At 61.5% G+C, this 24,047-nt stretch carries 20 protein-coding genes; 14 read left to right on the top strand and 6 right to left on the bottom strand.

Going from position 1 to position 24,047, the window contains the following annotated elements; translation table 11 throughout:
- Positions 1–87 precede the first annotated feature (87 nt).
- Together WMW70_RS09885 and WMW70_RS09880 are read right to left on the bottom strand one after the other, a co-directional pair.
- Positions 88–2,592 carry an ABC transporter permease gene (locus tag WMW70_RS09885; RefSeq protein ID WP_341437338.1) on the bottom strand — a complete coding sequence of 835 codons (2,505 nt, stop codon included), beginning with the start codon at positions 2,590–2,592 and terminating at the stop codon, positions 88–90.
- Positions 2,592–3,275: an ABC transporter ATP-binding protein gene (locus WMW70_RS09880; protein WP_341437337.1), complete on the bottom strand. Its 684-nt coding sequence runs from the start codon at positions 3,273–3,275 to the stop codon at positions 2,592–2,594. Before WMW70_RS09880 ends, WMW70_RS09885 begins: the two co-directional genes overlap by 1 nt.
- A 10-nt stretch (positions 3,276–3,285) precedes the next feature.
- Between WMW70_RS09880 and WMW70_RS09875 the strand changes: the two genes are divergently transcribed.
- The 3 genes from WMW70_RS09875 to WMW70_RS09865 all read left to right on the top strand — a co-directional run bounded on the left by WMW70_RS09875 (position 3,286) and on the right by WMW70_RS09865 (position 5,257).
- Positions 3,286–3,891, top strand: coding sequence for an arylesterase (locus tag WMW70_RS09875; RefSeq protein ID WP_341437336.1), 606 nt, complete (start codon positions 3,286–3,288; stop codon positions 3,889–3,891).
- A gap of 58 nt (positions 3,892–3,949) precedes the next feature.
- Complete coding sequence (locus tag WMW70_RS09870; protein WP_325509534.1) at positions 3,950–4,225, top strand: hypothetical protein; 276 nt, start codon at positions 3,950–3,952, stop codon at positions 4,223–4,225.
- An 81-nt stretch (positions 4,226–4,306) separates the two neighbouring features.
- Positions 4,307–5,257: a L,D-transpeptidase family protein gene (locus WMW70_RS09865; RefSeq protein ID WP_341437335.1), complete on the top strand. Its 951-nt coding sequence runs from the start codon at positions 4,307–4,309 to the stop codon at positions 5,255–5,257.
- A 184-nt stretch (positions 5,258–5,441) separates the two neighbouring features.
- Here WMW70_RS09865 and oprI read toward each other — a convergent pair whose 3' ends face one another.
- On the bottom strand, positions 5,442–5,693 hold the full coding sequence (gene oprI, locus WMW70_RS09860) for an outer membrane lipoprotei OprI (protein ID WP_090242095.1): 252 nt from the start codon (positions 5,691–5,693) through the stop codon (positions 5,442–5,444).
- Between the two features lie 310 nt (positions 5,694–6,003).
- Between oprI and WMW70_RS09855 the strand changes: the two genes are divergently transcribed.
- Together WMW70_RS09855 and WMW70_RS09850 are read left to right on the top strand one after the other, a co-directional pair.
- On the top strand, positions 6,004–7,380 hold the full coding sequence (locus WMW70_RS09855) for a GntP family permease (RefSeq protein ID WP_341437541.1): 1,377 nt from the start codon (positions 6,004–6,006) through the stop codon (positions 7,378–7,380).
- Between the two features lie 123 nt (positions 7,381–7,503).
- Positions 7,504–7,785, top strand: coding sequence for a GNAT family N-acetyltransferase (locus tag WMW70_RS09850; protein WP_341437334.1), 282 nt, complete (start codon positions 7,504–7,506; stop codon positions 7,783–7,785).
- 66 nt (positions 7,786–7,851) lie between these two features.
- Here the strand turns inward: WMW70_RS09850 and WMW70_RS09845 are convergent, their stop codons facing one another.
- Complete coding sequence (locus WMW70_RS09845) at positions 7,852–8,586, bottom strand: phosphoadenylyl-sulfate reductase (protein ID WP_341437333.1); 735 nt, start codon at positions 8,584–8,586, stop codon at positions 7,852–7,854.
- A gap of 189 nt (positions 8,587–8,775) precedes the next feature.
- Here WMW70_RS09845 and thrH point away from each other — a divergent pair, with 189 nt between their 5' ends.
- Positions 8,776–9,393: a bifunctional phosphoserine phosphatase/homoserine phosphotransferase ThrH gene (gene thrH / locus WMW70_RS09840; protein ID WP_341437332.1), complete on the top strand. Its 618-nt coding sequence runs from the start codon at positions 8,776–8,778 to the stop codon at positions 9,391–9,393.
- A gap of 101 nt (positions 9,394–9,494) precedes the next feature.
- On the opposite strand, the gene WMW70_RS09835 is transcribed toward thrH, so the two are convergent.
- The gene (locus tag WMW70_RS09835) at positions 9,495–10,499 is read right to left on the bottom strand and encodes an AraC family transcriptional regulator (protein WP_341437331.1); all 1,005 of its coding nucleotides are present in this window, start codon (positions 10,497–10,499) and stop codon (positions 9,495–9,497) included.
- 164 nt (positions 10,500–10,663) lie between these two features.
- Between WMW70_RS09835 and WMW70_RS09830 the strand changes: the two genes are divergently transcribed.
- Both WMW70_RS09830 and WMW70_RS09825 read left to right on the top strand, forming a co-directional pair.
- Positions 10,664–11,698, top strand: a complete 1,035-nt coding sequence (locus WMW70_RS09830; RefSeq protein WP_341437330.1) for a 2Fe-2S iron-sulfur cluster binding domain-containing protein — start codon at positions 10,664–10,666, stop codon at positions 11,696–11,698.
- 29 nt (positions 11,699–11,727) lie between these two features.
- Entirely contained in the window at positions 11,728–12,894 is a 1,167-nt protein-coding gene (locus WMW70_RS09825) for an alkane 1-monooxygenase (protein WP_341437329.1), read from the top strand.
- Between the two features lie 39 nt (positions 12,895–12,933).
- Here WMW70_RS09825 and pabB read toward each other — a convergent pair whose 3' ends face one another.
- Positions 12,934–14,283 carry an aminodeoxychorismate synthase component I gene (pabB, locus tag WMW70_RS09820; protein WP_341437328.1) on the bottom strand — a complete coding sequence of 450 codons (1,350 nt, stop codon included), beginning with the start codon at positions 14,281–14,283 and terminating at the stop codon, positions 12,934–12,936.
- A 164-nt stretch (positions 14,284–14,447) separates the two neighbouring features.
- On the opposite strand from pabB, the gene WMW70_RS09815 reads away from it, so the two are divergent.
- The 6 genes from WMW70_RS09815 to WMW70_RS09790 all read left to right on the top strand — a co-directional run bounded on the left by WMW70_RS09815 (position 14,448) and on the right by WMW70_RS09790 (position 24,037).
- Positions 14,448–17,156, top strand: coding sequence for a LuxR C-terminal-related transcriptional regulator (locus WMW70_RS09815; protein ID WP_341437327.1), 2,709 nt, complete (start codon positions 14,448–14,450; stop codon positions 17,154–17,156).
- Positions 17,153–19,876, top strand: a complete 2,724-nt coding sequence (locus tag WMW70_RS09810) for a helix-turn-helix transcriptional regulator (protein ID WP_341437326.1) — start codon at positions 17,153–17,155, stop codon at positions 19,874–19,876. The genes WMW70_RS09815 and WMW70_RS09810 overlap by 4 nt, the downstream gene beginning before the upstream one ends.
- A 230-nt stretch (positions 19,877–20,106) precedes the next feature.
- Positions 20,107–20,541 carry a DUF6160 family protein gene (locus WMW70_RS09805; RefSeq protein WP_341437325.1) on the top strand — a complete coding sequence of 145 codons (435 nt, stop codon included), beginning with the start codon at positions 20,107–20,109 and terminating at the stop codon, positions 20,539–20,541.
- An 82-nt stretch (positions 20,542–20,623) separates the two neighbouring features.
- Positions 20,624–21,385, top strand: a complete 762-nt coding sequence (locus tag WMW70_RS09800; RefSeq protein WP_341437324.1) for a C39 family peptidase — start codon at positions 20,624–20,626, stop codon at positions 21,383–21,385.
- A gap of 37 nt (positions 21,386–21,422) precedes the next feature.
- Positions 21,423–22,427, top strand: a complete 1,005-nt coding sequence (locus tag WMW70_RS09795; RefSeq protein WP_445942129.1) for a transporter — start codon at positions 21,423–21,425, stop codon at positions 22,425–22,427.
- Between the two features lie 17 nt (positions 22,428–22,444).
- Positions 22,445–24,037, top strand: coding sequence for an outer membrane protein transport protein (locus WMW70_RS09790; RefSeq protein ID WP_341437322.1), 1,593 nt, complete (start codon positions 22,445–22,447; stop codon positions 24,035–24,037).
- Positions 24,038–24,047: the final 10 nt, after the last annotated feature.

The following is a 24,047-nucleotide window of genomic DNA, read 5'->3' as shown; positions in this document are numbered from 1 at the left end:
AAGAACCTATTCAACGTCTGCTGCGCGTCGGCCCTGCTGCGTTAAAAACAGGCTCTCAGACGGCTGAGAAAATGATGGGCGAGTCTATCAGCCCTCGCGCAGCACCGTCAGCGGGCTGATATTCAGGGCGCGACGGGTGCCGAATACCCCGGCGGTGCCCACCAGCAAAGCTCCGATCAGCGGCAGCAGTAGCAGCCATGGGTGCGGTTGCCAGACCAGGTCGAAGGCATAGCGATAGAGCATAAAGCTGATCAGCTCGCAGCCGAACGCCGCCAGCAGGCCGCTGGACGCGCCAAGCAGGCCGAACTCGGCGCGCCTGGCCTTGATCAGCAGCCGGCGTTCGGCTCCCAGGGCGCGTAGCAGTGCTCCCTGGCGGATGCGTTCATCCAGGGTGGCCTGCAAGCCGGCGAACAGCACGGCCAGGCCAGCGGCGAGGACGAACAGCAGGACGAACTCGATGGCCAGGGTGACCTGGGCGAGGATGCTGCGCAGCTGCGCCAGCAAGGCTTCGACCTGCAGCAGGGTTACCGCTGGAAAGGCCCGGGACAGCTCGACCAGTTGGCGTTCGAACTGCGGCGGCAGATAGAAGCTGGTCAGGTAGGTTACCGGCAGATCCTGTAGGGTGCCGGGCTGGAAAATCATATAGAAGTTGGGCTGGAAGTTGTTCCAGTCGACCTCGCGCAGGCTGCTGACCCGGGCCTCGCGCTCGAGACCGCCGATACTGAAGCGCAAACGGTCGCCGAGTTTGAGCTTGAGGCTTTCGGCCAGCTTGGACTCCACCGAAACCCCGGGCAGTTCGCTGACGTTGTCGTTGTCCCACCAGGTGCCTGCGATCAGCTGGTTGTCCGCCGGCAGGTCGGCCGCCCAGGTCAGGCTGAGGTCGCGGCGAATGGCGCGCTCGCCCTGGGACTCTTTGCTGACGATCTGCCGTACCGGCTCGTCGTTGATCATGATCAGCCGCCCCGGCACCACCGGGAACAGCGGGGCTGGATTGGGCGACAGCTCGGCCAGGCGGGCGGCGAAGGCTTCCTGGTCGGCTGGCAGGATATTCAGGGCGAAGTGGTTGGGGGCTTGCGCTGGGAGCTGGTCCTGCCAGGTGTCGAGGAGTTCGCCGCGCAGCAGGGCGATCAGGGCCATGGCCAGGATGATCAGACCGAAGGCCAAAGATTGCCCGGCCGCGGCCAGTGGGTGACGCAGCAGCTGGCCCAGGCCCAGCCGCCAGGGCAGGGCGGCACTGGCCAATAGGCGACGCAGGCTTTGCAGGCCGAGCAGCAACAGACCGCCGAGCAGCAGCGCGGTGATCAGGCCGCCGCCGAGCAGGGCCAGGGTCAGCTGCAGGTCCAGGCTCAAGCGCCACATGATCAGGCCCAGGGCCAGAAGGGCGGCACCGTAGACCAGCCAGGAACTGGCCGGTACCGGCAGCAGATCGCGGCGCAGCACCCGCAGCGGCGGTACACGGCCCAGGGCGGCCAGCGGTGGCAGGGCGAAACCGGCCAGCGCCACCAGGCCGGTGGCCATACCGGCGATGGCCGGCCACAGGCCGCCCGGGGGAATCTGCGCCGGCAACAGGTCGTGCAGCAGGCTGAACAGGGTCTGTTGTGCCAGCCAGCCGAGCAGGGCTCCGGCCACGCTGGCGCTGATGCCGAGCAGGGCCAGTTGCAGGCTGAACAGGCCCAGGGCCTGATTGCGCGACAGACCCAGGCAGCGCAACAGGGCGCTGGCGTCGAAACGACGGGCGGCGAAACGCGCCGCCGACAGCGCCACGGCCACCCCGGCCAGCAGCACGGCGGCCAGGCTGGCCAGGTTCAAGTAGCGTTCGGCGCGGCCCAGAGCGTTGCCCACCTGGCGATTGCCGTCTTTGGCATCCTCCAGGCGCTGGTTGGCTTCAAGGGTCGGGTTGATGGCCTGGCGGTAGTCGGCCAGCGCCTCGGCCGTACCGCGCCAGAGTTCCTGGTAGCGCACCCGGCTGCCGGGCTGCACCACGGCGGTGGCGGCCAGGTCGTCGAGGTGCATCAAAAGATGGGGGGTAAGGCTGTAGAAATCGCCGGCTTCGTCGGGAAGAAAGGTCAGCACCCTAGTCAGACGCAGGGTTTTACTGCCGACGTCGATCTCGTCGCCGGGTTTCAGGTCGAGGGCGACAAACAGCCGTGCCTCGGCCCAGGCTTCGCCCGGTTGCGGGCCAGGGCCCGACTGTTCCGCCTCGTAAAGGGCGGCGGCACTCTTCAGCTCGCCGCGCAGGGGGTAGGCGCTATCGGCGGCCTTGACGCTGGCTAGTTGGATGCCGGCGTCGCTGGCCACCACGCTGGAAAACTCGACCAGCCGAGCATGCTCGAGCCCCAGTTGCTTGCCTGTGTCGATCTGCTGCTGGAGCGCTGGCGAGCTGCCGGTCAGGCGCAGGTCGGCAGCGAGGAATTCGGTGGCGCGCAGCAGCATGCCGTCGTTCAAACGGGCGCTGAAGTAGCCGATGGCGGTGCTGGCCGCCACGGCGACCAACAGGGCGAAGAACAGCACGCGCAACTCGCCGGCGCGGGCATCGCGCAGCAATTGACGGCCGGCCAGGGCCAGCAGGCGGGTAAAGGGCAGCTGCTTCATCAGGGTTCCACGTGGTCGACCAGATGGCCGCCTTCCAGGCGAATCAAGCGTCGGCAGCGGTGTGCCAGGCGTTCGTCATGGGTGACCAGAACCAGGGTCGCGCCGCGTTCCTTGTTCAGTTCGAAGAGCAGGTCGCTGATCCGTTCGCCGGTGTGGCTGTCGAGGTTGCCGGTGGGCTCGTCGGCAAACAGCACCGCCGGTTCGGCGGCAAAGGCTCGGGCGATGGCCACGCGCTGCTGTTCGCCACCGGAGAGCTGGCGAGGGTAGTGGGTCAGGCGCTGCCCGAGGCCGACCCGGTCGAGCAGGGCGCGGGCACGTTGGCGGGCATCGGTCTGACCTTCCAGTTCCAGCGGCAGCATGACGTTTTCCAGGGCGTTGAGGCTGTCGAGTAACTGGAAGGACTGAAAGACGAAGCCCACATGCTCGGCCCGTACCCGGGCGCGCTGATCCTCGTCGAGCTGGCCCAGGTCGTGGCCGGCCAGCTGCACGCTGCCCTGGCTCGGCAGGTCGAGGCCGGCGAGCAGGCCTAGCAGGGTCGACTTGCCGGAACCGGAGCTGCCGACAATCGCCAGGCTGTCGCCCGAATCCAGGGTCAGCGAGAGATCGTGGAGTATGGTTAACTCGCCTTCCGTGCTGGCAACCACTTTGCTAAGGTTCCGCGCGGTGAGAATACTTGAGCTCATGGAGAATCCAATGCGTGCATGGTTGATCAGCGCTGCCTTCGGCCTGATGGTGTGGGGGCAGGCCGCCCTGGCAGATACCGTGCTGGTGGTGGGCGATAGTATCAGCGCAGCTTTTGGCCTGGATACCCGCCAGGGCTGGGTCAGCCTGCTGGAGAAACGCCTCGCTGAGCAGGGTTTCGAGCACCGGGTGGTGAATGCCTCGATCAGTGGCGATACCAGCGCAGGCGGTGCCGCACGGCTGCCTCGGCTACTTGCCGAGCACCAGCCGGACCTGGTGATTATCGAGCTGGGCGGCAACGATGGGCTGCGCGGTCTGCCCCCTGCGCAATTGCAACAGAATCTTGCCGCGATGGTTGACGCGTCCCGCGACAGCGGTGCCCAGGTGTTGCTGCTGGGCATGTTGCTGCCACCCAATTACGGCGTGCGTTACACCACGGCCTTTGCCGAGGTGTTCAGCCGCCTGGCAGAAGAGCAGCAGATCCCTCTGGTGCCGTTCTTCCTCGAGGGGGTCGGCGGTGTGCCAGGAATGATGCAGGCCGATGGTCTTCATCCCACCGCGCAGGCTCAGCCGGTGCTTCTGGAAAATCTCTGGCCGACCCTGAAACCTTTGCTCTGACAGGCTTTTCTGCGCTCGGCCTTTCGGCTAATGTGGCGGCCCCGCACTGGAGCCCTCAATGCCGCGCCCTGCCTGGTCCTTGCATGCCTACCAACTGATCGAACCTGGCGATCAGCTCGACCTGTTCGCCTGCCGTGAAGTGCGTGTGCATCTGCTGGCACGTCAGCTCGAGCTGGGCAGTTCGGCCGATCGCACCCTGTGCGGTGGCCTGCTGCCGGCCCAGCCGGTGTGGCGCGACCTGGACAAGGCCATGCTGCGCGACAAGCGTCTGTGTCCGGCCTGCCGGGCAACCCTGGACGCGCAGCGGCGTGGGGAGCGTCTGCCGCTGCCTTGAGGGCCAGGCCTCCCGTGCTGTGCAGCCTGGGTGTACAATCTCCAAGCAAAATTGTCAGTCATTCTTGTCAAGGATTTCCGCATGTTGTCGCGTGCTTTTACCGTCGGCCGTTGCCTGTCCCTCTCGGCACTGTGCGTCGCAGGGCCTGCCAGCGCCCTTGAATTGCCTCTGCCGCCGCCCGGCGACGACATCGTCGGCCAAGTGCAGGTGATCCAGGCCAAATACGAAGACACCTTTGCCGATTTGGGCTCGGCTAACGATCTGGGCTATCTGGAGATGGTCGTGGCCAACCCCGGGGTCGACCCCTGGTTGCCTGGCGAGGGCACCGAAGTGATTTTGCCCACACGCTTTATTCTGCCGCCCGGGCCCCGCGAAGGCATCGTGATCAACCTGGCCGAGTATCGTCTCTATTACTACCCGAAAGATCGCGATGTGGTGTTCACCTACCCGCTGGGAATCGGCCGTGAGGGCTGGAGTTCGCCCGTAGCCAATGCCCGCATCACGGCGAAAACCCCAAATCCGAGCTGGTACCCGCCCAAGTCGATCCGTGAAGAGCATGCCGCCGAGGGCGACCCGCTGCCCAGCCATGTACCGCCAGGTCCGGACAACCCGCTGGGGCCCTACAAGATAGGTCTTTCGGTACCGGGTTACTTGATCCATGGCTCGAACAAGAAGTTCGGTATTGGCATGCGCGTCAGCCATGGTTGTTTCCGCATGCTCAACCATAACGTCCTGAAGCTGGCCAGCATGGTGTCCGTAGGTACTTCGGTACGCATCATCAATGAGCCATACAAGTTCGGCCGCAGTGGCGGCAAGGTCTACCTCGAGGCCCATGCACCACTCAGCGATACCGATGATGCTTCGATCGTGGATAAACATACGGCCGTTATCAATGCACTGCTGCAGAACGAGGCGTTCGCCGACTTGCGTCTGGACTGGGAGATGCTGCGTGAAGTGGTGGCGGCCGAAGATGGCTTGCCGGTTGAGATAGCTCAGCCCGATCAGGCTATGGTCAGTGCTTCCAGCCTCTGATTGAGCGCTTGCTGAAAGAACCCGTCATGCCTGGTGCTGACGGGTTTTTTATTGCCGTTACCTTCGGTTGAAGCCTCGGTTGCGGCGTTGCGGGAGGGCCGGCTTTATTGAGGCTGGATAACTCCGAGCAATAAAAAAGCCGACCCGGAATCCGGGTCGGCTTGTCATAGCCTTTGTGGGGCTATTACTTGCGGCTGGCTTTTTCCAGCATACGCAGAGCGCGCTCATTGGCTTCGTCAGCAGTTTGCTGAGCCTTCTGAGCAGCGGCCATGGCGTCATCGGCCTTGCGATAGGCTTCGTCGGCACGGGCTTGAGCGCGAGCGGCTGCATCTTCAGTTGCAGTCAGACGAGCTTCAGTTTCTTTGGACATGCTGCTGCAACCGGTAGCCAGAACTGCGGCCAATGCCAGAGCAGAGAATTTCAGAACGTTGTTCATCGTGTTCCCCTTGAGGTGGAGTTTTTCCATAAAAGCAATTTCCTGATACTAGGAAATTAGCCGGCGTACATACTACCTGTAACCCGTATTAAGTAAACGGAGGCAGGGCGGGAAGCGCACATTTTTTTCATGCAAGTGCAGCCTTTGGCCAATACATTCAGCGCGTTGATTAAAAAACATACAGGGTGGTCAGCTGCTATCCAACCGCGTCGGTTTTATTGCTATAAGTGGGCGCGCCGTTGCACTGTGCGGGCCGGTGGTTATGCTGCCTGGCTAAAGTAATTCGATTACAAATAGAGGGAGCTTGATGATGTTGGGGAATATGGGCTTGTTTGTCGGCTTGGCAATGCTGATCTTTATGGCGCTGCGGGGCGTCAATATATTTATTGCGGCCCTGTTGTGCGCTCTGGTGGTGGCCTTGAGTAATGGCCTTTTGCTTTCTCAGGCATTGCTCGAGTATTTCCCCTTCGGCCCTCTGGGCGCGTTCACCTTTGCCGGCAAGTTCTTTGTCCTGTTCCTCTGCGGTGCCATCTTCGGCAAGGCCATGGCGGCCAGCCAGGCGGCCAGCAGTATCGCCCAGGCAATCACCAGCAGCCTGGGCACCCAGCGTACCCTGTGGATCGCCATGCTGGTGTGCGCGGTGCTGACCTATGGCGGGGTGGTGGTGTTCGTGGTGATCTTTACCATGTACCCCCTGGGCATCAGCATGATGCGCGAAGCCAATCTGCCCAAGCGGCTGTTCTGCGCCGCCACCGCTCTGGGGGCGGGGACCTTCACCATGACCGCCTTGCCCGGTTCACCCTCCATTCATAACGTGATTGCCGCCAGTGCACTGGGTACCGATCTGTTTGCCGGGGCGTGGATTGGCCTGTTCGCCAGTGCGCTGATGATCGTGCTGGGCATGGCCTATGTGCAGCGCGAATGGCGTCTGGCCCGCGAGCGGGGCGAGGGCTTCGAGGCCAATGCGCAGGATCTGCGTATGGAGCAACTGGCCGGCACACCGGGCTCGGGGCCGCGCTGGGGCGTGGCGCTGGTACCTATTCTGGTGGTGCTGGGGATTATTTTGCTGCCGCGGCTGCTGCTATTGAGCGGTGTGGTCGTTGCCGGCGAGGGCAGTCTGGGGGCATTTGTCGGTTTCAGTCAGCAACAGCCGATTCTGTGGCCGAGCCTGGCTCTGGTCATTGCCACCGGCGTCGCCATTGCCCTGTTCCCGGGCTTGCGGCGTAACACCATGAACGTACTGGGTCAGGGGGCGGACGATGCGATCATGCCGTTGCTCAATACGGCGGCGGTGATCGGTTTTGGTGGGGTGGTGACCCAAACCGCAGGCTTTGCGCAGTTTTCCCAGTGGATTCTGGCGGTGGATCTGCCGCCACTGCTGTCGATCTTTGCGTCGGTCAGCGTGGTTTCCGGGATTGTCGGTTCCTCGTCGGGCGGTTTGCAGATATTTATGCAGACCCTGGCACCCAAGTATCTGGAGATGGGTGTCGAGCCGGAAGTGCTGCACCGGATTGCCAATATCGCTGCGGGCGGGCTGGACTCTCTGCCGCATTGCGGCGCAGTGATTGCCATGCTGATGATCATGGGGCTGACCCATAAACAGGCCTACAAGGATATCTTTGTGGTGACCGTGCTGATTCCGGTCGTCGCCGTACTGGCCTGTATCGCGGTTCTGAGTTTGTTCTAAGCTGTTGATTCGCGTGGCCGATTTCCCGACGGCCTGCTAAGCTCGAACTCTTGTGGGGAGCGCGGCGGTTGAGTGGTCAGCGAGGCTGCCGTCGGCGATAGACGATTTTTCAGAGGAGTTGCAATGAGCGAGGCGTTGTCCATTCACCATGACCTGACAGGTCATCAGTTCGAGACCACAGTGGATGGTGATCGCGCCTACCTAGCCTATATGGACCTGGGTAAGCAGACTCTGGATATCTATCGTACCTTTGTGCCGAACAGCCTGCGCGGGCGTGGCATCGCGGCGGCCCTTACCGAGCATGCCCTGCAGTATGCCGATCGTCTGGGCTACACGGTGATTCCGTCGTGCTCCTATGTAGAGCGCTACATACTGCGCCGACAACGGCAGACCAGCATCAGCTGAGCAGTCGCGGGTCGATAAAAAATGCCAGTCATGATGACTGGCATTTTTTTTGAGCCTGGCTGCTGCTCAGCCTTTGCTGATCAGGTTGCCGGCATGCAGGCCGCATTCCTTCTGGGTGGCTTCCTCCCACCACCAGCGCCCCTCACGCTCATGCTGGTTGGGCAGTACCGGGCGGGTGCAGGGCTCGCAACCGATGCTGATAAAGCCACGCTCATGCAGGCTGTTGTAAGGGATTTCCAGCATGCGGATATAGGCCCAGACGTCTTCGCTGCTCATCTGCGCCAGGGGGTTGAACTTGTACAGGGTGTTTTCCGGGGTGGAGAAGGCGGCGTCCAGTTCCACCACAGCCACCTGGCTGCGCGTGCCCGGGCTCTGATCGCGGCGCTGGCCGGTGGCCCAGGCCTTGACCGTGGCCAGCTTGCGGCGCAGCGGCGCGGTCTTGCGGATGCCGCAGCACTCGCCGTGGCCATCCTTGTAGAAGCTGAACAGGCCCTTCTCCTTGACCATTGCCTGCAATGCCGCTGCCTCGGGGCTGAGTACTTCGATGGTGATGCCGTAATGCTCACGCACCTGGTCGATAAAACGGTAGGTCTCGGGATGCAGGCGGCCGGTGTCCAGGCTGAACACCTTGACGTTCTTGTTGAGTTTCCAGGCCATGTCCACCAGCACCACGTCTTCGGCACCGCTGAAGGAAATCCACAGTTCGTCGCCAAAATGTTCGAAGGCGAGTTTGAGAATGTCCTGGGGCGACTTGTTGGCGTAAGTCGTCGCCAGTTCGGCTGCATCGAAGGGGTGGCTCATCGGCTGAATTCCTGATTATGGTGACGTCGAGCGTCTTGTAGAGGGCGATGGTAGCAAACGCGGGTTATACGTCTAAATAACGAAGTGCCTTGGTTGTGCTGTGTTTTGGGTATAAGCGCTGCGTTGCACAGCCTCCGGCGAGCCGCTAGAGTGCCGCCTTCTTATATAAGTCCAAGCTAGGAGTGTCCTGTGGAAATCGCTTGTCTCGACCTGGAAGGCGTGTTGGTTCCGGAAATCTGGATCGCCTTCGCGGAAAAAACTGGCATCGAATCGCTGAAAGCGACCACCCGGGATATTCCGGACTACGACGTGCTGATGCAGCAACGTCTGCGCATTCTCGATGAGCACGGCTTGAAACTGGCGGACATTCAGGAAGTGATCGCCACCCTGAAGCCGCTGGAGGGCGCGGTGGAGTTTGTCGACTGGTTGCGCGAGCGTTTCCAGGTGGTGATCCTCTCCGACACCTTCTACGAGTTTTCCCAGCCGCTGATGCGTCAGCTGGGTTTCCCGACCTTGCTGTGCCACAAGCTGATCACCGACGAGACTGATCGTGTGGTGAGCTACCAGCTGCGCCAGAAAGACCCCAAGCGTCAGTCGGTCATCGCCCTCAAGAGCCTCTACTACCGGGTGATCGCCGCCGGTGACTCGTACAACGACACCACCATGCTCAGCGAGGCCCATGCCGGCATCCTGTTCCATGCCCCGGACAACGTGATCCGCGAGTTCCCGCAGTTCCCGGCGGTGCATAGCTACGAGGATCTCAAACTGGAGTTCCTCAAGGCTTCGAATCGCTCACTTAGCCTTTAACCGGTTGCCGCGCGGTAAAAAAACCGCAAGTCACGGACTTGCGGTTTTTTATGTTCGCTATTCATGCAGGGGGCGTCGCGACGATGTCCAGCTGCGACCTGTCACTGTTGTTCGGCGCGGTATGCTGAAGGTGATTGCAGCTGCCAGCGTTTGAAGGCGCGGCGGAAGTTGGCCATATCGGTGTAGCCCAGGCTGTAGGCGATATCTTCCACACTCATATGGCCGCTCTTCAGGTGTTCCAGGGCCAGGCTGTGGCGAACTTCCTCCAGCAGGGCCTTGAACGAGGTGCCCTCGGCTTGCAGGCGGCGGTGCAGGGTGCGCGGCGTTAGGTGGAAGAGGCGGGCGGTGAGGTTAAGGGAGGGGAAACCCTGCTGCTTCTCCAGCATCACCCGGCGCACCCGGGCACTCATGGGTTGCGCGGCGTTGAGTTTGCCCAGCTCGCGCTGCAGGATCTGCTCGGCGTCGTGAAAGCTGGCCGCATCGGCCATCTTTAGCGGTTGGTCGAGAGCCTGGATCGGTAGTACGAAGCCGCTCCAACCCTGGTTGTAGCCCACCTCACACTTGCACAGCTCGCTGGCCAGGTCCGCATAGCCTGGGTCGGGAAAGGCAAACACAGTGCGTTTTAAGACGCAGCTGCCCTGAGTCATAAAATCCAGAACATTCTTGATCGCCAGGATCACTGCTTCCAGTACTGGTCGACTGATACTGCCCAAAGGCATTGCTTCGGCGAAGACCAAGTGCGCTTCGTCGGCTGTTTCCACCAATCTGATGCTGATCAGGCTGGTGCGCAGGCTGATGTAGCGTTCAATCAGTTGGGCGGCTTGGCGCAGGCTGGTGCTGTTCATTGCCGCATAACCCAGAAGGCCATGGGTATTGACCACCAGCCGCTCGCCGAGCAGCAGGCCGAATGCCGGCTCGCCGGTGCAGGACAAAGCATCCTCGATCAACTGGTGGAAATGGGCCTGGGACAGTTGCAGGTTGTCCGCCTGCAGTTGCGCCGTGCTCAGATGCGAGCGCGCCAGCCAGGCCGCCACATCGGTACCCATGTCGCTGACCAGGTCGGCGATCTGGCGTATGTACTGCACGGGAAGAACTAGATCCTGCATCTTTGCTCCGCTAACGCTATTGGCAGAGGTCAGCCTGGCGAGCGCGGACGAAAATGTCAATAAATGACCCTGTTTTGTCATTCGCGAACCTCACGCCAATCTCACGACTTCCTTAACCTGAAAGTGCACGACAGCCCCCCATAACAAACACAACTGGAGGTCGCATGCTTTCATTATTTGCTAGGCAACGCCCGACTACGGCTAGCATCAACGGTCAGTCGATCAGGGTCATGCCTAAGGAGACTCTGCTGCAGGCGGCCCTGCGTCAGGGTATCGACTTTCCCCATAGCTGTCGGGTGGGTGGCTGCGCTAGCTGCAAATGCAGATTGCTGGAGGGAAAGGTCAAGGAGTTGACCGAAACCAGCTACATCCTCTCGGACGAAGACCTGGATCAGGGTTATATCTTGGCCTGCCAGAGCGTGCCGAAGAGTGATGTGCAGATCCAGGTGGATCTACACCTGCAACAAGCCAGGCGGCGGGTTGAGGGGAGGGTGCTGGCTCAGGTGCCATTGACTCATGACATCACCCGCCTGGTGTTACAACTGGACGACAGTCTGCCCTACAAAGGGGGGCAGTACGCCCAGCTCAGTCTCGCCGCGCTACCTGGTATCGCCCGCAGCTATTCCTTCGCCAGCCCGTCGCAGGCCGATGGGCAGGTCAGCTTTTTCGTTCGTCAGGTGCCGGGAGGGCGCTTCTCCTCGGCTATAGCTGAGCAGAGTCTGCACGGCCAGCGGGTCAGTGTGGAGGGCCCGTTGGGTGACTTCTGGCTGCGTGAGGCTTCGGCACCGTTGCTGCTGATTGCCGGTGGCAGCGGCCTGGCACCAATCCTTGCTTTGCTGCAGGAGGCTTTAGCCGCTGGGGTGGCGCGCCCGGTCACGCTGCTGTTCGGCGCGCGGCAAGAGCGTGATCTCTACGCCCTGGAAGAGCTAGGCGCGATTGCCGCGCAGTGGCGTGGGCCGTTCCGCTTTGTGCCAGTGCTGTCCGATACGTCGCTGGAGGCCGACTGGCGGGGGGCTCGTGGTCTCGTTACCGAACATCTGGCTGCGGCCCTGGAGCCGGGCGCTCACGCCTACCTGTGCGGACCGCCAGCCATGATTGACAGCGCCGTTGCGCTGCTGCAGGGCCATGGCATCAGCCGCGAGCATATCCATGCTGACCGTTTCACCACTTGCCAAGACGCTCAGTTTGTCACGGCTTGAATCCTTCTATTACAACAAGAGAGACGACCATGAACCTGTTGCATTACCTCAAGTACTTCCTATTCCATGTCATCGGCCTGCTGTCGACCATGGCCATCCTCGCCGGCGGTGGCTGGGTCACCTTTGGTCTGATCGCGGTGCTGGTGATTTATATGGTGGGCGATGCCCTGTGCGGTGATGACACCAGTACGCCACAGTTCAAATACCCTGGCATCCTCACTATCCAGCTCTGGCTAGCCCTGCCGTTGTTGAGTTTTATCGTGTTCTCGGCGATCTGGAGTGTCAGCAGCGGTGACTTCCTCGGTTTTGGTGCCGCTCTGAGCCAGTTCAGCGGCTATGACCTGATCGCCGCCCGCGATTCCACTTTTATTGGTCACCATGTATCCACCTGGCTGATCACCGGCCTGATGATCGGCATGACCGGTACCATCACTGCCCATGAGCTGACTCATCGCACCTGGGATCCGATCTCTATGCTGATCGGCCGTTGGTTGCTGGCCTTTAGCTTCGACACTGTATTTTCCATCGAACACGTCTATGGCCATCACCGCTATGTTTCTACCAGCGAAGACCCGGCCACCGCGCCACGTGGACGCAACGTCTACTGGCATGTGCTGGTTTCAACCGTGAAAGGCAATATTAGTGCCTGGACGATCGAGAAGAAGCGGTTGGCGCGCAGGGGGCATGCGTTGTTGGGCTGGCGCAACGCAGTGATCCGCGGCCATCTGATGAGTGTGCTACTGGTGGCTGTGGCTTATGCCATCGGTGGGCTGCAGGCTGCGCTGTTCTTTACCGCCTGCGCGCTGTGGGGCAAGGCTTTGCTTGAGATCGTCAACTACATGGAACACTACGGCATGGTGCGCAACCCGGCTACTCCAGTGCAGCCACGGCACTCCTGGAATACCAACAAACGCATCAGTTCTTGGACCATGTTCAACCTGACCCGTCACTCCCACCACCACGCTCAAGGCGAGGTGCCCTATCAGAACCTCAAGCCCTTCCCAGATGCACCGATGATGATCGGTGGCTACCTGACTACCATCCTGGTGGCCATGCTGCCGCCGCTGTGGCACAGGTTGATGACGCCCAAAGTGCTGGCTTGGGATCGTGATTACTCCACGGCCGAGGAGCGTGAACTGGCGGCCCTGGCCAATGCGCGCAGCGGTATCGTCGCGCTTCAGCAGAGCAATAAATAGCAGCATGTTGGCCGGCTGAGACCAGCAACTAGGCCGCTATCAGCGGCCTAGTTGCTGCAGCGTATCGAGCAAGACCTTCACCTTGGTGATGGATTCCTGATATTCGGCCTGCCAGTTGGAGTCGGCGACTATGCCGCCGCCGCCCCAGCAACTGATCTGACCGTCCTTGGCCAGCAGGCTGCGGATGGCGATCGAGCTGTCCATTTCCCCGCGCACATCCAGGTACAGCAGCGAGCCGCAATAGAGGGCGCGGCGGGTCGGTTCCAGCTCGTCGATGATCTGCATGGCGCGGATTTTCGGCGCGCCGGTGATCGAGCCGCCGGGAAAACTGCCGGCGATCAGATCCAGGGCATCCTTGTCAGCGGCCAGCTCGCCGGTTACCGCGCTGACCAGGTGATGGACGTTGGGGTAGCTTTCCAAGGCGAAGAGTTCCGGCACCCTGACCGAGCCGATACGGCAGCTGCGGCCCAGATCGTTGCGCAGCAGGTCGACGATCATCAGGTTTTCCGCGCGGTCCTTGAGGCTGTCGAGCAGGGCGGCGGCCTGGGCGGCATCCAGGGTCGGGTCGCTGTCGCGGGGGCGGGTGCCCTTGATCGGCCGGGTTTCCACCTGGCCCTGGCTGATACGCATAAAACGCTCTGGGGACAGGCTGATAATCGCACCTTGCTCGGGCAGGCTCAGGTAGCCGGAGAAGGGCGTCGGGCAGGCTGCACGCAGGGCCTGGTAGGCCGTCCAGGGCGAGCCCTGGTAGCGGGCGCGAAAGCGCTGGGCAAAATTCACCTGATAGCAGTCGCCGGCCTGGATATAGGCCTGAATGCGCTCGAACGCCTGGCGATAGGCGTGCTGATCGATATCGGCCTGGAATGGGCCAAGCAGCTGGAAAGGTTCCTCGGCCGAATCAGCCACTACACTGAACAGATCGAGCAAGCGCTCGCGTTCGACGCTCGCCAGGCCCGGATGGAAGACCAGCTGGGTACGTTGGCGTTGGTGATCGCTGAGCAGGGCCCAGGCGTAGAGGCCGAAGCGCGCATCACTGAGGTGCAGGTCGTCGACGGCCTGTGCCGGCAGCTGTTCCAGGCGGCGGCCGAAGTCGTAGCCGAGGTAGCCGATCAGACCACCGACGAAAGGCAGTGGATTATCTGCGGGCGCTTCGGCCGGTCCGAGGCTGGAAAGGCTACTGCGCAAGCGCTGTAGGAAGTCGTTGGCCGCTTCGTCGTGCAGCGGTGCCAACTCTGCCAATGGCCAGGCGCTGATAAGGTCATAGCGTCCACGCTGCGCGGTCGGACGCCCAGCATCCAGTAGCACCGCGCCGGGGGCGTGGGCGACGGCGCTGAAATAACCGGCAGGGTCAGCTCGATAGGGCAGGTTCTGTACAACACAAGTAGGCATGCGAGGCTTTCATACAAGCGCGGACGCCAATTGTAGAACGTCGCCAACATTCATCCTAGAGCTTGTGCATGGGTTTACTAGGGATGCTTTGCCTCATTAGTATGCTAAGGCTCCCGGATACTCGACAGGCTGTTCAAAAAAATAATTTATACGGGATAAAGGCCATGGATGAAGTCATAGATCCAGCCGCTGGTAGTCTTTTGCGCTCCAAATTGATACCGCCGCAAGCGTCAGGCGAATACCTGGTCAGACCGCAGCTGGAAGCCGCGTTGTCTGCCAACACCCATGCCCGTGTGCTGCTGTTGGCGGCTCCGGCAGGCTTTGGCAAGACCGCAGCCCTGGCTGCTCTGGCCAGGGCCCGGAGCGAGGCGGGAAGTGCCGTGGCCTGGCTGTCGCTGGGCCCAGGCGATGACGAGCCTTGGCGTTTTTTGCAGCAGCTGGTGGAGGCCCTTGCGCCGCTGGTGCCGGGCCTGGGCAGCGAGGCGCAGGCCTATCTGCAGAACACCATGCGGGTGCCCGTTTCGGCGGTGATGGAAAGCCTGCTGGCCGATCTGGCGCAGCTGGAGCAGCCGCTGCTGCTGGTGCTTGATGACTTGCATCTGATTCAGGATCGCGAATTGTTGGCGGCGCTCAATCGCCTGATCAAGTTCGCCCCGGCGGCGTTCACCCTGGCCATCGGCAGCCGTTCGCAACCGGCCCTCAACCTGGCTACCTTGCGCGCCAAGGGCCTGCTGGTGGAGATCGGCGAGCAGGAGTTGCGCCTGAGCAAGGCGGAAACCCGCACCTACCTGGAACGCTGTGGCCTGCATCTGGACGCAGTGGCTTTCAATGCCCTGTACAACAAGACCGAGGGCTGGATGGTCGGGGTCCACCTGGCCAGCCTGTGGTTGCGCCATCAGCCCCAGGACAGCGTGCAGATCGCCGAAATGGGCACCGACCAGGCGGCGGTGGGGGCCTACCTGCTGCGCAGCGTGTTCGAGCAACTGCCGACTGATAAACAGGAACTGCTGCTGGCCATAGGCGTGGCGCAACAGCTGAGCGGTGACCTGACCAACGCCCTGACTGGACGCCAGGATGGCCAGCAGCTGCTCGAAGAGCTGGAGGCCATGCAGTTGTTTCTCTTGCCCCTGGATCGCGAACGGCAGTGGTACCGCTTCCATAACCTGTTTGCCGAATTCCTCCGGGTGCGGCTCAAGGAGCGTGATCCCGAGCGTTTCAAACAGCTGCATTTCAATGCCAGTCTGTGGTTTACCAACCACCATATGCAGAATCTGGCCATCGAACATGCCTGCCTGGCCGAGGACCCGGAAATGCTCGCGGCACTGGTCGATGGCTGCGGCCTGGAGCTGATCAACCGCGGCCAGCTCAACCGCATCTACAAGTGGCGCCAGCAGGTTCCCGATGAGATTGCCGAGCGCTTCCCGGTACTGGTGCTTGCTGATGTCTGGACCCGCGCCGCGGAGCTGAGTCTGAGCGAAGCCAACCGCATGCTCGACGAGCTGATGCAGCGCTGGGGCGAGGCCAAGACCAGCGGCCCGTTGAGCGACAAGTTGCTGGCCACGCTGACGATCAAGGCAGTGATCGCCTTGCAGAAGGATGACCTGCAGACCTGCATCGCGCTGGCGCGGCGGGTAGAAGCGCAGTTGGGGCAGCACGCGGCCTTTCTCGAGGTGGCGATGCTGATCATCGGGGCCCTGGCCAATGTGATGATCGGCCAACAGGAACCGGCCAAGCGTTTGCTGGCCCTGGCCCAGCAGCGCAACCACTTTCTCGAAGGCCGTTACCTGGATATGCAGCTGGCCAATATCGAGGTGCTGCTTTGCCTGGAACAGGGGCAGATCCGTCAGGCAGAGCTGCTGTTCGCACAACTGCGCGCGCGGGTCATCCCCTGGTTCGCGGAAAAATCCAGGGCGTTGGCCTTGCCGACCATTACCGAGGCCCTGATTGCCTATCATCAGGGCCGCCTCGACGGCATCGAAGAGCGTCTGCGCTGGGCTCTGGCCACCGTTGATGTGATCAACCCCATCGATCTGTACGCTCAGGGCATGCTGTGCATGGCTCATGTGCAGCGGCTGCAGGGCAGCCCGAAAGAGGCCTATGCCACTCTGGTGCTGATGCAGAACCTGTCGGCGCGCAACCAGTCCTGGCGCTTCTATGCCCAGGCCGTGGCCGACGAAGTGGCGCAGATCCTCCAGGAGCCGGCGGCTGATCGGCTCAAGCGTGCCGAACAGCGGCTCAAGAGTGTCGACTGGAGCAAACTGGCCGAGCACTACCAGCATATGCGTTTCAATCCGGTGCTCTGGGTGCGCGGGTTGACCCGTATCCGCCTGCAACAGGCCCGCGGTCATTACAGCGAAGCCCTACATGAAATCACCCAGCTGCGCAGTCTGTTGCTGGATAACTGGCATGGCCTGCAGCGCCTGCGCCTGGATCTGCTGGCGGCCCTCAGCTATCAGCGCCTGGGCTATCAGGAGCGGGCTCAGAGTCTGTTGGTGCAATGCCTGATCGGTGCCGAGCGCGAAGGGGTGAGCAGCCTGTTTATCGAAGAGGGCGAGGCTATCCGCCTGCTGCTTCAGCAACTCGAGGCGGCCGAGCGGCAACCGGCCCTGCAGGGCTTTATTCGCGGCCTGCTGGCCAGCTGGCCGGGGCAGGGCGGGCGTCAGTCGCTGGACGTGCTGGAGGAAGGGCTGACCGAGCGTGAGCGTGAGGTCATCTGCCTGGCAGCCCAGGGCATGTCCAATGACGAGATCGGTCAGCAGCTCTCCCTGGCCCTGGGAACGGTCAAATGGCACCTGCACAATATTTACGAAAAACTCAAGGTGCGTAATCGCACGCAAGCCATCCGCCGTGCCCGCGAACTGAGTCTCTTATGAACAGCCAACCACCGCCACGCCCGCGTGCGCTGCCTGTACTGCGTACCAAGCTGTTTCCCGCTGAATCCTCGGGGCGGCCGTTGCTCGCCCGTACGGCCTTGCTTGATCGCTTGTTCAGTGCTCGTGGGCAGCGCCTTATTCTGCTGAGCGCGCCGGCCGGCTTCGGCAAGAGCACCGTGCTCAGCCAGTTCCGCCTGCGTCTGTTGGAGACCGGGGCGCATGTCGCCTGGCTGTCCTGCGACGAGTCGGACAGCGAACCGCAACGCCTGTTGCGCTACCTGATCGCCGCGATCGATGCGCAACTGCCTGGCTTTGGCAAGCACACCGCGCGCCTGCTGCGCGATGACCTCAGCCTGCCTAACGAGGCGCTACTCGATTCCTTTATCGCCGATCTGAAACGGGTGCAGGGCGAGCTGTATCTGCTCTTTGACGACTTTCACCGCATCCGTCACGCCGAACTGGGGCCGCTGGTCAACTACTTCGTCAAGCGTCTGCCGGCCAATGTGCACCTGATCGGCAGTACCCGCTACCAGTCGCGAGCGGTGGACAAGCCGCCGGTCAATGCCTCCTGGATGCTCTGGGTGCGGGCCGAGGACCTGCGCCTGACCCGGGCGGAAACCGAAGCTTATTTTCATGAACTCAAGCAGTTGCCGTTGAGCAGTCAGGAGCTGGACCTGCTGCACGCCCGTAGCGAAGGCTGGATCACCGCTCTGCACCTGGTGGCGTTAGCCTTGGCGCGTAACCCGCACCGTCCCGAACTGCTCGCCGGGCTGTCAGGCACCGAGCGCGATATCGCCGATTACCTGACCGAGGACGTACTCGACCAGCTACCCGAGGAGGAGCGGCACTTTCTCGAGCAAACCTCGGTGCTCGAAGAGTTCAATGCCGAGCTGTGCAATGCCCTGACCGGGCGGCTCGATGGCGGGCAAATGCTGCAGCGCCTGCAGAAGGAACAGCTATTTATCATTCCCCTGGACGAGCAGGGCGAGTGGTTCCGTTATCACCACCTGTTTGCCGAGTTCCTCCAGGGCCGCCTGAGCAAGAGCGGCGACCCGACTCACCTGCTGCATGCCGCGGCCCGCTGGTGCGAGAGCCATGAGCTGACCCATAAATCCGTCAAATATTCCTTGCGCGCCCGCGACTACGCATTTGCCGCCGAGCTGCTCGAGCGTCAGGGGGCCAGCCTGATTGCCGATAACCAGGTCTACGGCATCCTGGCGATACTCAAGGATGTGCCGGCCGAGGTGATTCGCGAACATCCGGTGTTCCAGATCTTCTATGCCTGGCAGCTGGCTTTCGAGCAGAAGTATGCCGAAGCCGAGGCCCTGATCGAGGAGGTCAGCACTCGGCTGATGCAGGGGCGCAGTAAACCCATGCACTTCGGCTTGCTGGTGTTGCTCGCGGTAGCCCAGGTGCTCAAGGCACTGGTGTTGCTGTATCAGGACAAGCTGGAAAGTTGCCTGAAGGTTGCTCGCCACTGGCTGACCCTGGTGCCGGATAACCAGCCGGTGTTTCGCGCCAGTCTGTCCTGCATCCAGGCCGGGGCCTACGCCTTGCTGGGCGAATACGGCGAGGCGGCCAAGTCGATTGCGGTGGCCCGTGACAACCTGCGGCAAGCGGAAAGCGAGTACCTGCAGGTCGTGGTCAGTCTGATCGAGGCGCTGATCTGCAAGGAAGTGGGCCAACCGGAGCGGGGTCGAGTGCTGGCCGAAAGCGCCCGGGCTCGGGTCGAGCAGGTCTTTGGTCGCTACAGCCGGGTCGGGGGGCCCCTGGCGCTGGCATACGCCGACCTGCTCTACGAGCAGGACCGGCATGCGGCGGTTCTCGCCGAGTTGCCCCTGGCCACCACCTGGCGTGATGTGGCAACCCCGATCGAACTGATCAGTCGCGGCAAGCTGGTCATGGCCCGGGCGCGGTTTTTCGCTGGGGAGGGCGAGTCGGCGCTGTTGGAACTCGATGACTGGCTGGAAACCCTGCATGGCCCCGGCTACGAGCGGGTGTACGCCATGGGCATGAGTTGCAAAGTGCAGTTTCTGCTGTGGTTGCGCCGGCCGAACGAGGCTGAACGCACCTGCCTGCAGCTGCAGCGCCATCTGGCGGTCTTGCCGCCGGCTCGCTACACCGATGTGGAAACCGTACAGGTGCTCAGCGAGGCGCGCCTGGCGTTGTCCGAGCGGCGGGCCGACAAGGCTCAGGCGGCGCTGGAAGCCTGCCTGGCCAAACAGGCGGCGGAACATCAGCGTGATCGGCGTCTGCGCTTGTCCCTGTTACTTTCTGTGGCGTACTGGCGCAAAGGTAACAGCGAAAAAGCCTTTGCCTTGTTTAAGTTGACCCTGGAAGACGCCTGGCAGAGCGGTTACCGCCGGATGTTCCTTGACGATGCCCTGTGGCTGCTACCGCTCTGCGAGGCCTGGCTAAGTGCCGAGCCGAAACTGGCGGGGGAATGGCAGGGGCTGGTCGGGCAGCTTCGCGAGCAGTGCAGTCGCCTGGCCGTTGATCTTGAAACTTTCGATGAAAATCAAGATGTTAGCCATAGGGAGCGGGAAATTCTGCGCTATGTGGCCGCCGGTTTGTCGAACCGCGACATCGCCCAGGCCGTGCATCTGTCGGAAGCCACCATCAAATGGCATCTGCATAACCTGTTTGCCAAGCTGGGCGTACGCAGCCGCACCCAGGCCGTATTGAAGGGTAAAAGCCTGGGGTTGTTGAGTGAGGCCTGATGCCAGAGCGGTTGCCGGCGCTCCATCCCTTGGATGGGCTGCCAGCTTGGCGTTGAGCCAGTAGTTTTAGCCCCAGGACGAGAAGCATGCTGCTTCACGATTCCAAGCCTGACGCGTCTATGGAAGCAGTGTCAGACCTGGTGAACGGCGCGAGCCGCCGGCTGGTAAGGACAGGAGTCCGCAGCAGTCTGCCAGGGACAACCCTTTAGTGAACTGTGGAGAGAATAACAATGAAAACCCTCAAGCAACTGGCCCTGGCCGCCGCTGTTCTGGCTGTTCCGTTTATGGCTCAAGCTGACCTGCAAGTGATGGACGACAGCGCGCTGGCGACTGTGACCGGTCAGGACGGCATCAGCATTTCCGGTAACTTCAACGGCACCATCGGCAGCATCGTCTACACTGACGGCGACACCAACGGCGGTTCCCTGCGTATGGAAACCATCGCGTTCACCGGCTTCAACATCGCTGACGATGCTCCGGTCATGGTTGACGTGGTGACCAATGCTGGAGGCACCCAGCAACTGCAGGTCAGCATGCCGACCATCACCGGTCAGCTCAGTGTTGGTGCCATCAAGGTCGGTGATACCACTGCCGCCAGCATCGGCTCCCTGGCTATCAACGACCTGAACATGGCCGGCACCACTGTCAAGATCTGGGGCCACTGAGTTCAGGCCCTGATTTAGGCTTTGCAAAAGTCTTATCGGCCTCGGCCGATAAGACTTCCCTTGAGTGGAGTGCAGCAGGCGCATGATCGAAATTCTGCTGGGCAGTCTCATCGGTGTGTGGGGGTTTACCGAGGCGGTGGATACCAAACCGCAGGCTCCGGGCGCGGTGAATATCAGCCAGCCCCTGGGGGGCAACGTTTCGCTGCGCGAGTCGGTGGTGCTGGAACCGATGAGCCAGCTGCAATTTCGCAACGTGATTCGTCAGGCCTACGACTACAGCTGTGGCTCTGCGGCGTTGACCACGCTGTTGGACTATTACCTGGGCCGCAATCTGCAGGAGCGCCAGGTGATGGAAGGGCTGCTGCAATTCGGCGAGGCCGACAAGATCGTCGAGCGTCGCGGTTTTTCCCTGTTGGATATGAAGCGCTTTGTCACCGCGATCGGTTACCGCAGCGGTGGTTTTCGCGCAACCTTCAGTGATCTGGACGAGCTGGAGCATCCAGCGATCGTGCCCATCGAATATGCCGGTTTCAAGCATTTCGTGGTGGTGCGCGATGTCTACAATGATCATGTGTTCGTCGCCGATCCGGCGTTGGGCAATATCAGTTTTACCCGCAGCAGGTTCGAGGAAATCTGGGATCAGAACGTGCTGTTCTTGATTTTCCCCAGTGGTAATGAACCGCCGAATGCCCTGGCCTTGAGCGAGAAAGACCTGCGTCTCATTGATGATCGCACCATCAGCTTATTGGCGTTCCGCGAGTTTCCACAGATCACCAAGTTCACCGAGAACCAAGCCACGGAGCTGGGGTCCGGCGGCGATATACAGTACATCCGTCGTAAGTAATCGCCCGACATAACAATAAATATTTGGGGGCTCTGCCATGAGAGTTTTGCGGTGTGTATGGCTGGCCATGCTGACAGCGCTTGTCAGTACAGCGGCATGGGCCGATGAGGCCTCGGTTGAGCAGGCGCGCGATGCCTTGAGCAAGCAGGAAGACGATGCCGATAGCGCCAAGGCGCTTGAAGAGGTCTTCCAGGCTGCCGAGAAGAGTTACACCTTGCTGAAGAAGGGCGAACGCACCCTGACCTATGGCTTCGATTACTCGCTGCTGCGCGATACCGTGATCGAAACCGTGCGTACCGGCGATAACGTGTTCAGCGTGGTTGGCCAGAGCGAAGCGCAGCATACGTTCACTAATTCCTTTACCTTCGACTATGGCGTCTGGGATAACCTGACTTTCAGCGTGCGCCTGCCGTTGGTGGCCAAGTACGACACCGAGCGCGATCTGGATGCCTATAGCCTGGGCGATATCTCCGCCAGTCTACGCTGGCAGCCTTGGAATGCCGCTCGTGGCAAGCCGGTGACCACCCTGTATGCCAGTCTTGGCCTGCCGACCGGCGACAGTCCCTACGACATCAATACGCGTAGCGATCTGGCTACCGGCAGTGGCTCCTACAGCCTCGGCTTCGGGGCCAATATGTCCTACGTCATTGACCCGGTAGTGCTCTTCGGTTCCTTGGGTTACACCTACAACATGCCGATCAAGGGCATCGGCCAGGTGCGTGGGGGGCGCTTGCTGGAGGAAGTCGATCCGGGCTCCAGCTTCTCTCTGAGCATGGGCTTCGCCTACGCGCTGTCCTATGACGTATCGCTGGCGACGTCCTACCAGATGTCCCATTCCCTGGCTCCGCGCTTCAGCTTCGCCGATGGCGACGTCGAGGGCCGCAGCCAGACCAGCGCGGTGATGAACTTCTCGCTGGGGCTGCGCACTTCGCCCGATTATATCGTCAACGTCAACGCCGGCTTCGGCATGACGGAAGACTCGCCGGATGTGCTGCTAGGCATCTCCATGCCTTTGGATATCAAAGGCCTGAAGGCCCAATAACGGCGAGCGAGCTTCTTATGACGATGCGAATTTCGCTGCTGCGGCAGGCGATTGTCGGGGTTCTTGCACTCTGGGCTGGGGCTGCGCAGGCGCAGCTGGCGCAGAACCTGACCATTGGCAGCCCCAAGGCCATGGCCCTGGGCAATGCGGTAACCGCCGATTTCACCGGCGTCGATGCGGTGCATTACAACCCCGCGGCGCTGAGCAAGCTCAAGGGGCGGCAGACTACGGTGAAGTTCATCACCGGGGTGATGGACATCCGGGCGGACTTCGATGCACCGGCTGACTATGGCAATAATTTCATGGGGTTGAGCAACGACTCTGTCGCCAACTCGTCGAGCAAAGCCAGCGCGGCCATGATGTACCTGCCCGGTGTGGGGGGAGCCACCGAGCTACCGCTGCTGTTTGCGCCGCTGGCCGGGTTGTCGATCAATCCGCCGGGTTCGAAGTTTACCTTCGCCACCAATATGTATACCCCGCAAGCCCTGGGCTTTGCCCGTGACGACGACGATCCTGGTCGCTACCAGGGCAAGGAACTGGTGATCCAGCGCCTGACCTACTTCTCCCCGTCGCTGGCCTATCAGGTCAATGACGAGTTGTCCGTGGGCCTGTCCATCGGCTTTTCCCATCAGGCCATGGCGCTGAACCAGGACTTCCGCGCGCCGGGCATCCTCACCGGGTTTATCGGCGTGGCCCAGGATGCGCTGTGCGTGGTCGACGGCAATCCCTTCGAGGTGTTCCTGAATATCTGCGGCGGCGAGCTGGGGCCCTTTACCGATATCGCCAATATCGATATCGATATGCAGCAGACCCTTTCGCCAACCTGGAACGTCGGTTTTCTCTGGGAGCCCCGGGACTGGTTTGCCCTGGGCGCGGTGTATCAGAGCGAAGCCAAGATGCGTCTCAAGGGCCGCTACGTGGTGGACTATTCCGAGGACTGGCAGGGTTTCTGGCAGGGCCTGGACAGCTCCTTTATCGGCGCGGTGTTCAACAGCCTGACCCCCGACGGCCTGTTCGACAAGGAACGGGGTAATGTCTCGCTGAACATGACCTACCCGGCGCACTTCGCCACCGGCATCAAGTTCAAGCCCCATGAGCGTTGGCAGATCAACCTGGACATCAAGTGGACCGATTACGCCGCCTGGGACGAGTTCGAACTGGAGTTCGACCGCCAACTGGACGTGCTGACTATCGCCAGCCTGTTTTCCCCGGAGAACGCCACCTCGAACACCATCATCCTGGATCGTGGCTACGAGTCGGTATGGAGCTGGGCTGTGGGGGTCGAATATCAGGTCAATGACCGCCTGAGCCTGCGCATGGGGTACGAGCCGCGTCCTTCGGCGATTCCTGGGAACAAGGCCGACGCCCTCGCCCCGCTGGGCGATGCCCATCTGTATGGCCTGGGGGCCGGTTACCAGTGGGACAAGGACACGGTGATCGATATCGGGTTCAACTACCTGGTAAGCAAGCAGAACATTCCTGCGCGCTCCAGTTGCAATATCAACTGCTCGGATATCGACAGCATGGTATACAACCCCTATGCCGATCTCGACGTGAAGACCAGCGTCAAGGCCTATGTCCTGGCCCTGACTTACCGCACCACCTTCTAGGAGCCTTGTC

The sequence above is a fragment of the Pseudomonas sp. XK-1 genome (genome assembly GCF_038069885.1).
Classification (GTDB): domain Bacteria; phylum Pseudomonadota; class Gammaproteobacteria; order Pseudomonadales; family Pseudomonadaceae; genus Aquipseudomonas.
This window is presented reverse-complemented; position numbering and strand designations above follow the sequence as displayed.